Origin of the sequence: Streptomyces sp. NPDC048270 (assembly GCF_040652335.1) — a bacterium.
Lineage (GTDB): Bacteria > Actinomycetota > Actinomycetes > Streptomycetales > Streptomycetaceae > Streptomyces.
Genome location: NZ_JBEZLV010000015.1, coordinates 101,501 through 117,875 on the forward strand (window position 1 = coordinate 101,501; position 16,375 = coordinate 117,875).

Here is a 16,375-nt window from a genome sequence, read left to right on the forward strand (position 1 = left end):
GAAGAGGAGGCCGCAGACCGCGGCGGCGAGGAGGTGAATGGCCGGCCGTCCCGGAACAGGGGGGATGGTTCCGGGACGGCCGCCCGGATCGGGTTGCCGCTCGCCCCGGGGGGTTTGGGGCGGTCGGCTGTCCGATCGGTGAGGAGTGTGCGCGAACGCATGCCCAGTACGGCGCTGGGGAAGCCCGGTACCGGAATCGCCCTCGGTTGCCCGGGAGCGGGGTGTCTCACTCATCTGCAGAAACCGTACGGCAGCGAGCGGGGGGCCGACAGCAGGATCGCGCACCCGCCATCGGCCCCCCACACGTTCTTCACAGCGTCCGACTGTTACCGGTGGTAGAAATCGGACGCCGCGCTCGGGTGTTCTAGCCGTTCGCTCAGATGCCCGCGAACGCGGCCTCGAGGATGTCCAGGCCCTCGTTCAGCAGGTCCTCGCCGATGACGATCGGCGGGAGGAAGCGGAGCACGTTGCCGTAGGTGCCGCAGGTGAGGACGAGCAGGCCCTCGGCGTGGCAGGCCTTGGCGAGCGCGCCGGCCGCCTCCGGGAACGGGGTCTTGGACGCGGGGTCCTTGACCAGCTCGATCGCGATCATGGCGCCGCGGCCGCGGATGTCGCCGATGATCTCGTACTTCTCCTGCATGGCCGTCAGGCGGGCCTTCATGACGGACTCGATCTTCTTCGCCGCGGCGTTGAGGTCGAGCTCCTTCATGGTCTCGATGGAGCCGAGCGCACCGGCGCAGGCCACCGGGTTGCCGCCGTAGGTGCCGCCCAGGCCGCCCGCGTGCGCGGAGTCCATGATCTCGGCGCGACCGGTCACGGCGGCGAGCGGCAGGCCGCCCGCGATGCCCTTGGCGGTGGTGATCAGGTCCGGGACGATGCCCTCGTCCTCGCACGCGAACCACTGGCCGGTGCGGCAGAAGCCGGACTGGATCTCGTCGGCCACGAAGACGATGCCGTTGTCGTTGGCGAACTTCACGATCGCCGGGAGGAAGCCCTTCGCCGGCTCGATGAAGCCGCCCTCGCCGAGCACCGGCTCGATGATGATCGCGGCGACGTTGTCGGCGCCGATCTGCTTGGTGATCTGGTCGATCGCCTGGGCGGCGGCCTCGGGGCCGCAGTTCTCGGCGCCGGTGGGCCAGCGGTAGCCGTAGGCGACCGGCACGCGGTAGACCTCGGGGGCGAACGGACCGAAGCCCTGCTTGTACGGCATGTTCTTCGAGGTCAGCGCCATCGTGAGGTTCGTACGGCCGTGGTAGCCGTGGTCGAAGACGACGACGGCCTGGCGCTTGGTGTACGAACGGGCGATCTTGACGGCGTTCTCGACGGCCTCGGCGCCCGAGTTGAACAGGGCCGACTTCTTGGCGTGGTCGCCGGGGGTCAGCTCGGCGAGGGCCTCGCAGACCTCCACGTAGCCCTCGTAGGGGGTGACCATGAAACAGGTGTGGGTGAAGTCCGCGAGCTGCGCGGAGGCGCGGCGCACGACGGCCTCGGCGGAGGCGCCGACCGAGGTCACGGCGATGCCGGAGCCGAAGTCGATCAGGCGGTTCCCGTCGACGTCCTCGATGATGCCGCCGCCCGCGCGGGCCGTGAAGACGGGGAGCACGGAGCCCACGCCGCCGGCCACCGTCTCGAGGCGGCGGGCCTGCAGCTCCTGCGACTTGGGGCCGGGGATCGCGGTGACGATGCGGCGCTCCTGCGGGACAGCGGTCATAGAGGGCTCCTGGGGGGTGTTTTCGGACGCACTTGTGTCTTTGTCCGCAGGCTAGGCCCGGCGGCGGGGGTACGGCATGCTCCGTTCGGGAGTGGTGCCCGCGTGTCCTTGTCCGTGACGGCCATAGGAAGGCCCCGGAGGGATCTTGCCGGACGCGCGGCGAAACCCCCTGCGGGTACGGGCCCACGGCCGCCGCCGGGCAACTACATTGAGCGGCGCAGCGCAGGAACGGGCAGGGGGCAGGGGTTTCATGGACACCGACGGCACGCACGAGACGCGCCCGCCCGGTACCGGGCAGATCCCCCGGCCGGCCGGCCCGCCGCCGGGCCTTCCGCCCAAGCCGGCCCACGCGCCCGCGGGCGGGCCCTCGCTGGGGGAGTGGCTGCGCGTCCCGCGCGCCTCGGACGGGCCCGGCGTCTGGTCGTACGGACACGTGCCGCGGGCCGCCGAGGAGCCCGAGGAGACCCCGACCCGCCAACTGGTCAGCGGCGCCCTGATCGCCCTGCTGGCCGGCCTGCTCCTGTGGTCCCTGCTGTGGAACGGCTACCTCGGCGGCTTCTGGCTCTGGCCGCTCTACATGTTCACGCCCGACTCCTGGGCCGGGACGCTCCCCTCCGTCGTGGCCGCGTACATCTGGTACGCCGTGGTCGCCGGCATCCTGCTCTTCGGCTTCGGCCGGCTCGGCCGCTGGCCGGAGCTGGCCCGCCGCCTGCTCACCGGCCGCCCCCCGCGCGCCGCGCACCCGGCCGCCCCGGTCCGCCCCGAGGCGGGCGGCCCGGAGGATCCCGCGCGTTGGCCGCAGCTGCGGGCGGCCGGACTGGGCGAGGCCGCGGACCGGCTCGAGGGCGAGGCCGGGGCCGGGCGGATGAACGACGTGGACTACACCCGGATCCGGCGGGCCTGGGACTCCGTGCGGGTCGACCCCTCCCGGCTGCGGGCCTTCGCCGAGGCCGTGCGCGACAAGGGCGCGGGGGCCTGCGCGCACCCCTCCGGGGCGCGGGACCTGCCGGTGCGCGCCGCCCGCCACGACCTGCTGGCCCGGCAGGTGCGGCTCGGCACCGTCGAGGACGGCCCGCGCAACCCCTACGTCCGGCGCGGCACCTCGCTCGCCCTGGACCCCGCCGTCCTGGGCACCTCGCTGCTCGCCGTCGGGCCCTCGGGGTCCGGCAAGACCCGGCGCCTGGTCCGGCCCGTCGTGGAGTCCCTCGCGCTCCAGGCGCTCGCCGGACAGGCCGCCGTCGTCGCCGTCGGCGCGGCCGGCTCCCAGCTCGGCCCGGACGCCGCCTACGACGTCGTGGTCCGCATCGGCGACCCCGAGTCCGTCTACGACCTCGACCTCTACGGGGGCGCCACCGACCCCGACGAGGCCGCCACCCTCCTCGCCGAAGCCTTCGTCGGCGACGTCCCCGGCATCGAGGTGCGCCGGGCCGCGACCGCGCTCGCCCAGCTCCTCGGCCCGTTCCGGGCCGCCTACGGCCGCTTCCCCGCGGTGCCCGAGCTGCGCGAACTGCTCGACCCGCTGCCCGACGCCTTCGGCGCGCTGCGCCGGGAGCTGGCCGGCGCCGGAGCGCACGCGATGCTCCGCGAGCTCGACGCCCGGGAGCGGCAGCACCGGATCCCCGGCGACCCGGGACCGGCCCTCGCCGACCGGGTGGCGCTGCTCGACCGGCCGGCCTTCGCCGCCTTCTTCGACACCACCGGCCAGAACCGGCCCTTCTCCCTGCGCACCCTCGAGCACCCGATCCGGGTCCGCGTCGACCTGCCCGAGCGCGCCCACGCCGACGCCTCCCGGATGCTGGCCCGGCTGCTCCTCACCCAGTTCAACGCCGCCGCGGCCGCCCGCACCGACCGCTCCCTCTTCGCCTTCCTCGCCTTCGACGACGCCTCGCACACCCTGACCCCGCAGAGCGTCCGGGGCGTGCAGCGGCTGCGCTCGGCCAACGCGGGAGTCCTGCTCACGCTGCGCACGCTGGACGACGTACCGGAGGAGCTGCGGACGCCGCTGCTCGGCTCGGTCGGCTGCCGCATGGCCTTCTCCGGGGTCACCACCTGGGACGGCAAGCGCTTCGCCGAGGCCTGGGGCACCGAATGGGTGGAGACCCGAGACGTCACCCACCGCACGGTCTTCGCCGACCAGCCGCTGACCCGCCTGATCCACGCCTTCCGCAAGCTCGTCACCGGAAAGGCGGTCACCACCGACGCGGTCACCGTGCGCCAGGTGGAGCGCGAGCGGTGGTCCGCCTCGGACCTCGCGCACGCCGTGCCGCCGGGGCACGCGGTGCTGTCACTGACCTCCGTCGAAGGGGAGCGGGCGGCTCCGCTGCTGGTCCGGCTCGGCGGAACGGACTGAACCGAACCGTACGAGGTGGCAGAATCGAGGGGAGCCGTTCATACGACACGGCGAAAACGGGTGCGGCCCCTCTGATGCGCTTTGCGCCGGACCCCTTCCGCCGTCCCCTCCCGCTAAGGCCCCGGTAACCGATGCCGCTCACCCTCGCCTCGCTCGTCCAGCACTCGGCCCTCAAGCTCAGCGTCCGGGCGGGGGAGGGCCGCCTCGACACCCCCGTGCGCTGGGCCCACGTCAGCGAGCTCGCCGACCCCGTGCCCTACATGGAGGGCGGGGAGCTGCTCCTGATCACCGCGATGAAGCTGGACGCGGAGGACCCGCGGGAGATGGGCCCCTACGTACGCCGGCTGGCCGCGGCAGGGGTCGTCGGCATCGGCTTCGCCGTCGGCGTCAACTACGAGGCGATCCCCGAAGCACTGGTCGAGGCCGCCCGCACGGAGGACATGCCGCTGCTGGAGGTACCGCGGCGGACCCCCTTCCTCGCCATCAGCAAGGCCGTCTCCGCGGCGCTCGCGGCCGACCAGTACCGGGCCGTCACCGCGGGATTCGAGGCGCAGCGCGAGCTGACGCGGGCCGCGCTCTCCGCCGACGGGCCCGCCGACCTGCTGGCGAAGCTGGCCGCGCACGTGCACGGCTGGGCCGCGCTGTACGACGCCTCGGGCTCGGTCGTCGCGGCCGCCCCCGACTGGGCCGCCCGGCGCGCCGCCCGGCTCACCCCGGACGTGGAGCGGCTGCGGGAGCGGCCCGCGCCGGCGAGCGCCGTCGTCGGCGGCTCGGAGGACCGGGTCGAACTGCAGTCGCTGGGCACGGGGCGGCGCGCGCGCGGCGCCCTCGCCGTCGGCACCGGGGCCCCGCTGGGCACGGCCGAGCGCTACGCCGTGCACTCCGCGGTCGCGCTGCTCACCCTCACCACCGAGCGCTCCCGTTCGCTGCACGACGCCGAGTCCCGGCTGGGCGCCGCCGTGCTGCGGATGCTGCTGGCCGGGGAGGCGGAGCACGCGCGGGCCGTCGCCGGTGACCTGTACGGGGTCCTGCTGGAGGCGCCGTTCCGACTGATCACGGCCGAGCCGGCGCTGCCGGGGACGGCCCAGCCGGAGGGGCTGGCCCTGCTGGCCGACACGGTGGAGTCGGCCGCGTCCCGCGCCGGGGAGCCGCTGCTGGTGGTCCCGGAGCCGGGCCGGCTCGTGGTCCTGGCCGCCGACGGGGGAGCGGCCGTACAGGCGTGCATGGACCACGCGGAGGCGCTGGAGGCGCGGCGCGGCCGGGACGCCGCCGGTCCCGAGCCCGACGAACTCGTCGTCGGCCTGTCCGCGCCGGCCGGCCCCGCCACCGTCGCGGCGGCCCTGAAACAGGCCGACCAGGCCCTGGCCGTGGCCCGGCGGCGGGGCAGGCCGATGGTGGAGCACGAGGAGATGGCGGCGGGGTCGGTCCTGCCCCTGCTGGCCGACGACGCCGTACGGGCCTTCGCGGACGGCACCCTGCGCGCGCTGCGGGAGCACGACGCGACCGGGCGCGGCGACCTGGTGGCCTCGCTACAGGCCTGGCTCTCCCGCCACGGCCAGTGGGACGCGGCCGCGGCCGACCTCGGCGTGCACCGCCACACCCTGCGCTACCGGATGAAGCGGGTCGAGGAGATCCTCGGCCGCTCCCTGGACGACCCGGACGTCCGGATGGAGCTGTGGCTCGCCCTCAAGTCCTCCCCGCACCCCGCCTGAGCGGACCGACAGTGACAAACCGGCGAAGCCGGGACGTCCGCCGCTCCACCCCGGCTAAACGACGCGGGGCCCGCCGAGTCCTACGGTGGAGGGGACAAGCCCCCACCGCACACTCGAAGGGCCGGGATTCGCATGACTTCCACCCACGCCTTCTGGCTCGCCGGCCGCCTGGCCACCGGCGAGGACAGCTTCGACGTCCACTCCCCGTGGGACGGACGCCTGGTCGGCACGGTCAGCGTGCCCACCGACGCCCAGGTCGAAGAGGCCGTGGCCGCGGCGTACGCCGTGACGGCGGAGTTCTCCGCGACCCCCGCCCACGTGCGTGCCGCCGCCCTGGACCACGTGTCCAAGCGGCTCGCCGAGCGCACCGAGGAGATCGCCCAGCTGATCTCCGCCGAGAACGGCAAGCCCATCAAGTGGGCGCGCGGTGAGGTCGGCCGTGCGGTGTCCGTCTTCCGCTTCGCCGCCGAAGAGGCCCGCCGCTTCAACGGCGGAGAGGCCCAGCGCCTCGACACCGACGCCGGCGGCGTCGGCCGTCTCGCGCTGACCCGCCGCTTCGTCAAGGGCCCGGTCCTCGGCATCGCGCCCTTCAACTTCCCGCTGAACCTGTGCGCCCACAAGGTGGCCCCGGCCATCGCCGTCGGCGCGCCGATCATCCTCAAGCCCGCGCCGGCCACGCCGCTGTCCGGGCTGATCCTCGGTGAGCTGCTCGCCGAGACCGACCTCCCGGCCGGCTCCTGGTCGGTCCTGCCGGTCGCGAACGAGAAGATGCCCGCCCTGGTCAAGGACGAGCGCCTGCCCGTCATCTCCTTCACCGGCTCCGACACCGTCGGCTACGCCATCCAGCAGTCGGTGCCCCACAAGCACTGCACGCTGGAGCTCGGCGGCAACGCCGCGGCCGTGGTCCTCGCCGACTGGTCCGCCGAGGCCGACCTCGACTGGGCCGCGACCCGCATCGCGACCTTCTCGAACTACCAGGCCGGCCAGTCCTGCATCTCCGTGCAGCGCGTGATCGCCGACGCCTCCGTCTACGACCGCCTCGTCGAGAAGGTCGTCGCGAAGGTACAGGCCCAGGTCACCGGCGACCCGTCCGACTCGGCCACCGACGTCGGCCCCCTCGTCTCCGAGGACGCCGCCCGGCGCGTCGAGACCTGGGTCGACGAGGCCGTGTCCGCCGGCGCCAAGCTGCTCACCGGCGGCAAGCGCGAGGGCGCCTCGTACGAGCCCACCGTGCTCGCGGAGGTCCCGGCGGGCGTCAAGCTCGCCACCGAGGAGGTCTTCGGACCGGTCCTGACCCTGACCCGCGTGGAGAACGCCGACGAGGCCTTCGCCGCGGTGAACGACTCCAAGTTCGGTCTGCAGACCGGCGTCTTCACCCGCGACATCCAGGTCGCCTTCCGCGCCCACCGCGAGCTCGAGGTCGGCGGCGTGGTCGTCGGCGACGCGCCGTCCTACCGCGCCGACCAGATGCCCTACGGCGGCGTCAAGCAGTCGGGTGTCGGCCGCGAGGGTGTCCGCTACGCGATGGACGACTACACGTACGAGCGAGTCCTGGTCCTGACCGGCCTCGACATCTGATCTCGTACCGCCAAAAAGCCGACGGCCGGAGCCTACTGTGCGGGGGCTCCGGCCGTCCCCCTTTTCCTTCGCGCCGACATTGGGTACGACTCCCAGGTAGCACCGGCCGGTAATCCGGTGAACCCCCCGACTCGGCGGCGAGGTGAGTCCCCTCATGTCCGCAACACAGCCCGTACAGCCCAAGGTGACCGAGCGCGAGGCACGGCAGGTCGCGGAAGCGGCCCGGGAACAGGACTGGCGCAAGCCCAGCTTCGCCAAGGAGCTCTTCCTCGGCAGGCTGCGGCTCGACCTGATCCACCCGCACCCGCTCCCCGCCGACGAGGACGTCCGGCGCGGCGAGGCCTTCCTCGCCCGGCTGCGGACCTTCTGCGAGAACGAGATCGACGGAGCCCGCATCGAGCGCGAGGCGAAGATCCCCGACGAGACCGTGCGCGGGCTCAAGGAGCTCGGCGCCCTCGGCATGAAGATCGACCCCAAGTACGGCGGCCTCGGCCTGACCCAGGTCTACTACAACAAGGCGCTCGCCCTGGTCGGCTCGGTCAGCCCCGCCATCGGCGCCCTGCTCTCCGCCCACCAGTCCATCGGCGTCCCCCAGCCGCTGAAGATCTTCGGCACGCAGGAGCAGAAGGACGCCTACCTGCCGCGCTGCGCCACCACCGCCATCAGCGCCTTCCTGCTCACCGAGCCGGACGTGGGCTCCGACCCGGCGCGGCTGGCCACCACGGCGGTCCCCGACGGGGAGGACGCGTACGTCCTCGACGGGGTGAAGCTGTGGACCACCAACGGGGTCGTCGCGGACCTGCTCGTGGTGATGGCCCGGGTGCCCCGGAGCGAGAACCACCGCGGCGGGATCACCGCCTTCGTCGTCGAGGCCGACTCGCCGGGCATCACCGTCGAGCACCGCAACGCCTTCATGGGCCTGCGCGGCCTGGAGAACGGCGTCACCCGCTTCCACCAGGTCCGGGTCCCCGCCGGCCAGCGCATCGGAGCCGAGGGCTCCGGCCTCAAGATCGCCCTGACCACGCTCAACACCGGGCGGCTGTCGCTGCCCGCCATGTGCGTCGGCGCCGGCAAGTGGTGCCTGAAGATCGCCCGCGAGTGGTCCGGCGTACGCGAGCAGTGGGGCCGCCCGGTCGCGCGGCACGAGGCGGTCGGCGCCAAGATCTCCTTCATCGCCGCCACCACCTTCGCCCTCGAGGCCGTCGTCGACCTCGCCTCCCAGATGGCCGACGAGGACCGCAACGACATCCGCATCGAGGCCGCCCTCGCCAAGCTCTACGGCTCGGAGATGGCCTGCCTGATGGCCGACGAGCTGGTCCAGATCCGCGGCGGCCGCGGCTTCGAGACCGCCGAGTCCCTCGCGGCCCGCGGCGAGCGCGCCGTCCCCGCCGAGCAGATGCTCCGCGACCTGCGCATCAACCGGATCTTCGAGGGCTCGACCGAGATCATGCACCTGCTGATCGCCCGGGAGGCCGTCGACGCCCACCTGTCGGTCGCCGGCGACCTCATCGACCCGGACAAGGACCTCGGCGACAAGGCCAGGGCGGGCGCCCGCGCCGCCGGGTTCTACGCCCGCTGGCTGCCGAAACTCGCCACCGGCGCCGGCCAGGTGCCCGGCACCTACCGCGCCTTCCACCCCGCCGGCCACCCGGACCTCGCCACCCACCTGCGCTACGTCGAGCGCGCCGCCCGCAAGCTCGCCCGGTCCACCTTCTACGCGATGTCCCGCTGGCAGGGCCGCATGGAGACCAAGCAGGGCTTCCTCGGCCGGATCGTCGACATCGGCGCCGAGCTCTTCGCGATGAGCGCGGCCTGCGTCCGTGCCGAGCACCTGCGCGCCACCGGCGACCACGGCCGGGAGGCCTACCAGCTGGCCGACGCCTTCTGCCGGCAGTCCCGGATCCGGATCGAGGAGCTCTTCGGCCGGCTGTGGAGCAACACCGACGACCTCGACCGCAAGGTCGTCGCGGGGGTGCTGAGCGGCACCTACACCTGGCTGGAGGACGGCATCATCGACCCCTCCGGAGACGGCCCCTGGATCGCGGACGCCGCCCCCGGCCCCTCGACGCAGCAAAACGTGCACCGTCCCCTCCGCTGACCTGCGATCATCGCCGGACGCCGGACAGGCGTACGAGGATGAGTGCACGTACGGACAGCCGTACGTGCGAGCACGGGCAGGGCGGAGAGAACGATGCCGACGGCCGAGGAAGACCGCACCAGCCGACGGCTGGCCTGGTGCGTGGCGCACCTGCTGCGCCACGCACCGGACCATGTCGTCGCCGACCTGACCGGCCGGCTCGACGCGCCGGCCCGCAAATACCTGTGCCGCGACGCGTGGCTGTCGCCCTCGACCGTCAGCCTGCTGCTGCGCCACGGCACCGAGCAGGACCGGCAGTACGTCGCCCGCAACCCGCACGTCGTCGGACGCCCCCTGCCCGGACTGCCCGGCCCTGCGCGGTACGCGGCCCGCCCCGGGCCCTCGCCCGAACTGCTGGCGGACGTCGGCCCCGGCCCGTTCACCACCGGCGAGCTGGTCGCGCTGCTGCGCCGGCACGGCCGCCGGCCCCGGATCCCGCTCACCCTGCTGCGGATGCCGCACGCCCCCCTCGACCCCGCGACGGTGCTGCACGAGCACGCCCGGGACCCGCTGCCGCCCAGCGCGGTCGAGGCCCTCCTGCTGGCCGGCGCACTGCCCCCGGAGGCCTGCCGGGCACTGCTCGACGCGGGACCCCAGGACACCCGGGCGCACCGGTGGTACCGGCCCGCCGTCCGGGCCGTCCGGATGGGGCTGCTCACCTGCGACGAGCTCGTCGCCCACATCGCCCCCGCGCACCGCACCCTGCTGCTCACGGACCTGCCCGCGACCCGGGGCCTGCGCTGGTCCCTGCCCGAGCGGACCGGGATGCGCACGGCCGTCGCCCGGGCCCTGCGCCCGCTGCGGGACGACCCCCGGCTCTGGTCGGAGCTGCTCCGCCGCGCCCCCGGCTTCCGCGGGACCCTGCCGGTCCTCGTGGCCCGGATCGTGCGCGGGACCCTGCCGGAGCCCGACGGCGGGCCGGACGTCCCCGGCCTCTCCGACGCGGTGCGCTCCCTGGCCCCCAAGGCCGCCGGGCCCGCCGGGGGCGTGGACCGCGAACTGGCCCTGGCCAGCCTCGCCGTGCCCATGCCCTCCGTCGAGGAGGACATCCGCTGGGTGCGCGACTGCCTGGCCCGCGGGCTGCTCACCGGGGAGGACGTGATCCGCCACAAGGCGCCCGCCTGCTGGGCCCTGGACGAGGGCCACTGGCTGGGCGAGGTGGACCACCCCGACCGCCACGACCGGGCCGCGCCGGTGCTCGCCGCCCGGGCCGAGGCCGACCGGCTGTTCGCCCTGGCCCTCGGCGCCGATCCGGACGCCTGGTGGCGCGTCGCCGTCACGCTCCCCGACTTCGCCGGAACGCTGCCGCACCTCCTCCTGCGGGTCACGGAAGGGGGCTCCGTGTCGGGCCGCTCCTGAGTTCCGGCAACAATGGGGGGCATGAGCGACCGCCCAGCCCCCCTCGCCGATCCGCACCTCCTCTTCGACCCCGCGGCCGGCCGCCGGGACATCGTCATCCTCGGGTCCACCGGTTCCATCGGCACCCAGGCCATCGACCTGGCCCTGCGCAACCCGGACCGGTTCCGGGTGACCGCGCTGTCCGCCGCCGGCGGCCGGGTCGAGCTGCTGGCCGAGCAGGCACGGCAGCTGCGGGTCACGACGGTGGCCGTGGCCCGCGAGGACGTCGTGCCGGCCCTCAAAGAGGCGTTGAGCGCCCGGTACGGCACGTCCGAGCCGCTGCCCGAGATCCTCGCCGGGCCGGACGCGGCGGCCGAGCTTGCGGCCTCCGAGTGCCACACCGTCCTCAACGGCATCACCGGCTCCATCGGCCTCGCGCCCACTCTCGCCGCACTCCGGGCGGGCCGGACCCTGGCGCTGGCCAACAAGGAGTCGCTGATCGTCGGCGGCCCGCTGGTGAAGGCCCTCGCGCGGCCCGGCCAGATCATCCCGGTGGACTCCGAGCACGCGGCGCTCTTCCAGGCGCTCGCCGCCGGGACCCGGGCCGACGTGCGCAAGCTCGTCGTCACGGCCTCCGGCGGCCCCTTCCGCGGCCGCACCCGCGCGGAGCTGGCCGGGGTCACCGTCGAGGACGCCCTCGCGCACCCCACCTGGGCCATGGGGCCGGTGATCACGGTCAACAGCGCCACGCTCGTCAACAAGGGGCTCGAGGTGATCGAGGCGCACCTGCTCTACGACATCCCCTTCGACCGCATCGAGGTCGTGGTCCACCCCCAGTCCTACGTGCACTCGATGGTCGAGTTCACGGACGGCTCCACCCTCGCCCAGGCCACCCCGCCGGACATGCGCGGCCCCATCGCGATCGGCCTCGGCTGGCCCCAGCGGATCCCGGACGCCGCCCCCGCCTTCGACTGGACCACGGCCTCCACCTGGGAGTTCTTCCCGCTGGACACCGAGGCCTTCCCGGCGGTCGGCCTGGCCCGGCACGTGGGCGCCCTCGGCGGCACTGCCCCGGCCGTGTTCAACGCGGCCAACGAGGAGTGCGTCGAGGCGTTCCTGGCAGGTCGGCTGCCGTTCACGGCAATCATGGATACCGTCTCTGCCGTGGTCGACGAGCACGGGGCGCCGCGGTCGGGAACCTCCCTGACCGTGCAGGACGTCCTTGAAGCAGAGGCCTGGGCCCGGTCCCGGGCGCGGGAGATGGCGGCGCGGGCCGCCGTGGAGGCGAGCGCATGACACTGCTGATGACGGTGCTCGGGGTGGTGATCTTCGCGGTCGGCCTGCTGGTCTCGATCGCGTGGCACGAGCTCGGACACCTCTCCACGGCCAAGCTCTTCGGCATCCGGGTGCCGCAGTACATGGTGGGCTTCGGCCCGACCCTCTGGTCGCGGAGGAAGGGCGAGACCGAGTACGGGATCAAGGCCATCCCGATGGGCGGCTACATCCGCATGATCGGGATGTTCCCGCCCGGTGAGGACGGCAAGGTCACCGCCCGCTCGACCTCGCCGTTCCGGTCGATGATCGAGGACGCGCGCTCGGCCGCGTACGAGGAGCTGCAGCCCGGGGACGAGAGCCGGCTCTTCTACACGCGCAAGCCGTGGAAGCGCGTGATCGTGATGTTCGCCGGTCCGTTCATGAACCTCGTGCTCGCCGTGGCGATCTTCCTCACCACGCTGATGGCCTTCGGGCTGAACACGCAGACCACGACGGTCGCCACCGTCTCGGACTGCGTCATCCAGCAGAGCGAGAAGCGCGACAAGTGCGCCCCCGGCGACCCGGCCGCCCCCGCCAAGGCGGCGGGCCTCAAGGCCGGCGACAGGATCGTCGCCTTCAACGGCCGCCCGGTCGAGGACTGGTCCGCCCTGCAGAAGGACATCCGCGCCACCGTCGGCCCCGCCACGATCACCGTGGAGCGGGCCGGCGAGAAGGTCGGCCTCACGGCGAACCTGATCGAGAACAAGGTCGCCAAGACCGACGCCGACGGCAGGTACGTCAAGGACCAGTACGTCACGGCCGGCTTCCTCGGCTTCGCCCCCGCCTCCGGCTACGTCCCGCAGTCCTTCGGCCAGTCCGTCGACCGCATGGGCGAGATGATGGCGGCCGGCGTGCAGTCGCTGATCGACCTGCCGTCCAAGGTCCCGGACCTGTGGAACGCGGCCTTCAACGGCGCCGAGCGCGCGCAGGACAGCCCCATGGGCGTGGTCGGCGCGGCGCGGGTCAGCGGTGAGATCTTCACCCTCGACATCCCCGCCCAGCACCAGCTGGTGTTCTTCCTCAACCTGCTGGCCGGCTTCAACCTCTCGCTGTTCCTCTTCAACATGCTGCCGCTGCTCCCGCTCGACGGCGGGCACATCGCGGGAGCCCTGTGGGAGTCGGTCCGGCGGGGCGTGGCCCGGGTCTTCCGGCGCCCGGACCCCGGCCCCTTCGACGTGGCCAAGCTGATGCCGGTCGCCTATGTGGTGGCCGGGCTGTTCATCTGCTTCACGCTGCTGGTGATGGTGGCGGACGTGGTGAACCCCATCAAGATCACCTGAGCGCGGCGGGTCCTACACGACGCACGCGGGAGCCGGGCACGCATCGTGCCCGGCTGCCTACGTTCGGGTGGCGCGGCCCCTCGGATGCGAGGGGCGCACCGTGATTGGCGTAATCTCGAAGCCTGGAGCCCGTCGATTTCGGGACCTTGATCCACACCTTGGGGTTGCACAGCAGATGACTGCCATCTCTCTCGGAATGCCGTCCGTGCCGACGAAGCTTGCCGACCGCCGGGTCAGCCGCAAGATCCAGGTCGGTTCCGTGGCCGTCGGCGGTGACGCACCCGTCTCGGTGCAGTCGATGACCACCACCCGTACCTCCGACATCGGCGCCACGCTCCAGCAGATCGCCGAACTGACGGCCTCCGGCTGCCAGATCGTCCGCGTGGCCTGCCCCACGCAGGACGACGCGGACGCCCTCGCCGTCATCGCGAAGAAGTCGCAGATCCCGGTCATCGCCGACATCCACTTCCAGCCCAAGTACGTGTTCGCCGCGATCGAGGCCGGCTGCGCCGCCGTCCGCGTGAACCCGGGCAACATCAAGCAGTTCGACGACAAGGTCAAGGAGATCGCGCGGGCCGCCAAGGACACCGGCACCCCGATCCGGATCGGCGTCAACGCGGGCTCCCTCGACGCCCGGCTGCTGAAGAAGTACGGCAAGGCCACCCCCGAGGCGCTGGTCGAGTCCGCGCTGTGGGAGGCCTCCCTCTTCGAGGAGCACGGCTTCGGCGACATCAAGATCTCGGTCAAGCACAACGACCCGGTCGTCATGGTCAACGCCTACCGCCAGCTGGCCGCCGCCTGCGACTACCCGCTGCACCTCGGCGTCACCGAGGCCGGCCCCGCCTTCCAGGGCACCATCAAGTCGGCCGTCGCCTTCGGGGCACTGCTCTCCGAGGGCATCGGCGACACCATCCGCGTCTCCCTCTCCGCGCCGCCGGTCGAGGAGGTCAAGGTCGGCAACCAGATCCTGGAGTCGCTGAACCTCAAGCCGCGCCGCCTGGAGATCGTCTCCTGCCCGTCCTGCGGCCGCGCCCAGGTCGACGTCTACAAGCTGGCCGAAGAGGTCACGGCGGGCCTGGAGGGCATGGAGGTCCCGCTGCGCGTCGCGGTCATGGGCTGCGTCGTCAACGGCCCCGGCGAGGCCCGCGAGGCCGACCTGGGCGTGGCCTCCGGCAACGGCAAGGGCCAGATCTTCGTGAAGGGCGAGGTCATCAAGACCGTCCCCGAGTCGAAGATCGTCGAGACCCTCATCGAAGAGGCGATGAAGATCGCCGAGCAGATGGAGAAGGACGGCGTGACCTCGGGCGAGCCGACGGTCGCCATCGGAGTCTGATCCTCCCGACCCGTGCCCCGGCCCCGTTCCCGCAGCTCGCGGGCGGGGCCGGGGCTTTTTCGTGACCTGGGAGACCGGGCATCCATCCGCCCCGGCGGGTACAGTGCGGAGATCAGCAGACTTGTACGGTGAGGCCCCAGTGTTGACGCAGACCACCACCCGGGTCCTTGAGCCCGGTGATCTCGACGCCGCGCTCGACGTCCTCGGACGCGAGCCGGTCGAGAACGCGTTCGTCACCTCCCGGGTCCAGGTCGCCGGGCTCGACCCCTGGCGCCTGGGCGGCGAGATGTGGGGATGGTACGCCGACGGCGAGCTCCGCTCCCTCTGCTACGCGGGCGCCAACCTGGTCCCCGTCTGCGCGGAGCCCGACGCCGTACGCGCCTTCGCCGACCGCGCCCGCCGCACCGGCCGCCGCTGCTCCTCCATCGTGGGCCCCGCCGAGCCCACCCGGCTGCTGTGGCAGCTCCTGGAGCCCAGCTGGGGCCCCGCCCGCGACGTGCGCTCCCGCCAGCCGCTCATGGTCATCGAGGGACCCTCCACCACGGTCGCGGCGGATCCGCTGGTCCGCCGTGTCCGCAAGGACGAGATGGACCTGATCATGCCCGCCTGCGTGGCCATGTTCACCGAGGAGGTCGGCATCTCGCCGATGGCCGGTGACGGCGGTCTGCTCTACCAGGCGAGGGTCGCCGAACTCGTCGGCAGCGGCCGCTCCTTCGCCCGGATCGAGGACGGGAAGATCGTCTTCAAGGCCGAGATCGGCGCCGCCACCTCCGGCGCCTGCCAGATCCAGGGCGTGTGGGTGGCCCCCGAGTTCCGCGGCCGCGGCTACTCGGAGACCGGGATGGCCGCCGTCGTCGGCTACGCCCTGCGCGATGTGGCCCCCGTGGTCAGCCTCTACGTGAACGACTTCAACACCGCCGCCCGGGCCTCCTACCGGCGGGTGGGCTTCCGCGAGGTCGGCGCGTTCATGAGCGTGCTGTTCTGAACCGGCCGAACCCGTACCGGCCCCTCCCTACCGCGAAGTAAGGTCGCCGCATGCTGCCTTCCGGACTCCGCATCGGCCCCCTCGACCTCGCCGCCCGGGTGGACGAGGCCCTGCGCGTGCAGGCCGTCGCCTTCGGCCTCAGCGAGGAGGAGGTCGGCATCCGGCGCTACATCGTGCAGCGCCACATGGCCTGCCGCGGAGCCCGCGCGCTGGGGGCCTTCGCCGAGGACGGCGCGCTCACCGGATTCGTCTACGGGATGCCCAACGACCGCACCCACTGGTGGTCCACCATCGTCGAGCCCTACCTGCGGGCCGGCGGCCACGAGCACTGGCTGGACGGCTCCTTCGTGATCACGGAGCTCCACGTCCACCCCGGGTTCCAGGGCCACGGCGTCGGCCGCGCGCTGATCACCGAGATCACCGACAGCGCCGCCGAACCGCGCTCGATCCTCTCCGCCATCGACACCGACAGCCCCGCCCGCGGCCTCTACCGGGCCCTCGGCTACACGGACCTCGCCCGCCAGGTCCACTTCCCGAGCGCGAGCCTGCCGTACGCCGTCATGGGCGCCCCGCTGCCGCTGCCGAGGCCCTGAGCCGCAGCCCCGGGAAACGCGGTACCCCCGCCGGTGCGGCCGCC

General features: G+C 73.3%; 11 protein-coding genes. 10 read left to right on the forward strand and 1 reads right to left on the reverse strand.

The window, feature by feature from the left end; all coding sequences use genetic code 11:
- Nucleotides 1-376 precede the first annotated feature (376 nt).
- On the reverse strand, nt 377-1,711 hold the full coding sequence (gene gabT / locus AB0D66_RS16060; protein ID WP_362302699.1) for a 4-aminobutyrate--2-oxoglutarate transaminase: 1,335 nt from the start codon (nt 1,709-1,711) through the stop codon (nt 377-379).
- A gap of 250 nt (nt 1,712-1,961) precedes the next feature.
- On the opposite strand from gabT, the gene AB0D66_RS16065 reads away from it, so the two are divergent.
- The 10 genes from AB0D66_RS16065 to AB0D66_RS16110 all read left to right on the forward strand — a co-directional run bounded on the left by AB0D66_RS16065 (nt 1,962) and on the right by AB0D66_RS16110 (nt 16,331).
- Nucleotides 1,962-4,061 carry an ATP-binding protein gene (locus AB0D66_RS16065; protein WP_362302701.1) on the forward strand — a complete coding sequence of 700 codons (2,100 nt, stop codon included), beginning with the start codon at nt 1,962-1,964 and terminating at the stop codon, nt 4,059-4,061.
- A gap of 131 nt (nt 4,062-4,192) precedes the next feature.
- Nucleotides 4,193-5,773 (forward strand): PucR family transcriptional regulator, encoded by a 1,581-nt coding sequence (locus AB0D66_RS16070; RefSeq protein ID WP_362302704.1) that lies wholly within the window; start codon nt 4,193-4,195, stop codon nt 5,771-5,773.
- Between the two features lie 132 nt (nt 5,774-5,905).
- A complete protein-coding gene (locus tag AB0D66_RS16075; protein WP_362302707.1) occupies nt 5,906-7,351 on the forward strand; it encodes an aldehyde dehydrogenase family protein in 1,446 nt (481 codons plus the stop codon).
- A 154-nt stretch (nt 7,352-7,505) separates the two neighbouring features.
- Nucleotides 7,506-9,449 carry an acyl-CoA dehydrogenase family protein gene (locus AB0D66_RS16080; protein WP_362302710.1) on the forward strand — a complete coding sequence of 648 codons (1,944 nt, stop codon included), beginning with the start codon at nt 7,506-7,508 and terminating at the stop codon, nt 9,447-9,449.
- A gap of 93 nt (nt 9,450-9,542) precedes the next feature.
- Nucleotides 9,543-10,847: a hypothetical protein gene (locus AB0D66_RS16085; RefSeq protein ID WP_362302713.1), complete on the forward strand. Its 1,305-nt coding sequence runs from the start codon at nt 9,543-9,545 to the stop codon at nt 10,845-10,847.
- Nucleotides 10,848-10,859: 12 nt separating this feature from the next.
- The gene (gene dxr / locus AB0D66_RS16090; RefSeq protein WP_362302716.1) at nt 10,860-12,122 is read left to right on the forward strand and encodes a 1-deoxy-D-xylulose-5-phosphate reductoisomerase; all 1,263 of its coding nucleotides are present in this window, start codon (nt 10,860-10,862) and stop codon (nt 12,120-12,122) included.
- Nucleotides 12,119-13,420, forward strand: a complete 1,302-nt coding sequence (locus tag AB0D66_RS16095) for a site-2 protease family protein (RefSeq protein ID WP_362302719.1) — start codon at nt 12,119-12,121, stop codon at nt 13,418-13,420. Before dxr ends, AB0D66_RS16095 begins: the two co-directional genes overlap by 4 nt.
- A gap of 175 nt (nt 13,421-13,595) precedes the next feature.
- A complete protein-coding gene (gene ispG / locus AB0D66_RS16100) occupies nt 13,596-14,753 on the forward strand; it encodes a flavodoxin-dependent (E)-4-hydroxy-3-methylbut-2-enyl-diphosphate synthase (RefSeq protein ID WP_362302722.1) in 1,158 nt (385 codons plus the stop codon).
- Nucleotides 14,754-14,892: 139 nt separating this feature from the next.
- Nucleotides 14,893-15,738, forward strand: coding sequence for a GNAT family N-acetyltransferase (locus AB0D66_RS16105; protein ID WP_362302725.1), 846 nt, complete (start codon nt 14,893-14,895; stop codon nt 15,736-15,738).
- 50 nt (nt 15,739-15,788) lie between these two features.
- Nucleotides 15,789-16,331: a GNAT family N-acetyltransferase gene (locus AB0D66_RS16110; RefSeq protein WP_362302728.1), complete on the forward strand. Its 543-nt coding sequence runs from the start codon at nt 15,789-15,791 to the stop codon at nt 16,329-16,331.
- Nucleotides 16,332-16,375: the final 44 nt, after the last annotated feature.

Coding starts and splice junctions, on each gene's coding strand:
- AB0D66_RS16065 (WP_362302701.1), top strand. CDS start 1,962: ATGGACACCGACGGCACGCACGAGACGCGCCCGCCCGGTACCGGGCAG.
- gabT (WP_362302699.1), bottom strand. CDS start 1,711: ATGACCGCTGTCCCGCAGGAGCGCCGCATCGTCACCGCGATCCCCGGC.
- AB0D66_RS16095 (WP_362302719.1), top strand. CDS start 12,119: ATGACACTGCTGATGACGGTGCTCGGGGTGGTGATCTTCGCGGTCGGC.
- AB0D66_RS16085 (WP_362302713.1), top strand. CDS start 9,543: ATGCCGACGGCCGAGGAAGACCGCACCAGCCGACGGCTGGCCTGGTGC.
- AB0D66_RS16075 (WP_362302707.1), top strand. CDS start 5,906: ATGACTTCCACCCACGCCTTCTGGCTCGCCGGCCGCCTGGCCACCGGC.
- ispG (WP_362302722.1), top strand. CDS start 13,596: ATGACTGCCATCTCTCTCGGAATGCCGTCCGTGCCGACGAAGCTTGCC.
- AB0D66_RS16080 (WP_362302710.1), top strand. CDS start 7,506: ATGTCCGCAACACAGCCCGTACAGCCCAAGGTGACCGAGCGCGAGGCA.
- AB0D66_RS16070 (WP_362302704.1), top strand. CDS start 4,193: ATGCCGCTCACCCTCGCCTCGCTCGTCCAGCACTCGGCCCTCAAGCTC.
- dxr (WP_362302716.1), top strand. CDS start 10,860: ATGGGGGGCATGAGCGACCGCCCAGCCCCCCTCGCCGATCCGCACCTC.
- AB0D66_RS16110 (WP_362302728.1), top strand. CDS start 15,789: ATGCTGCCTTCCGGACTCCGCATCGGCCCCCTCGACCTCGCCGCCCGG.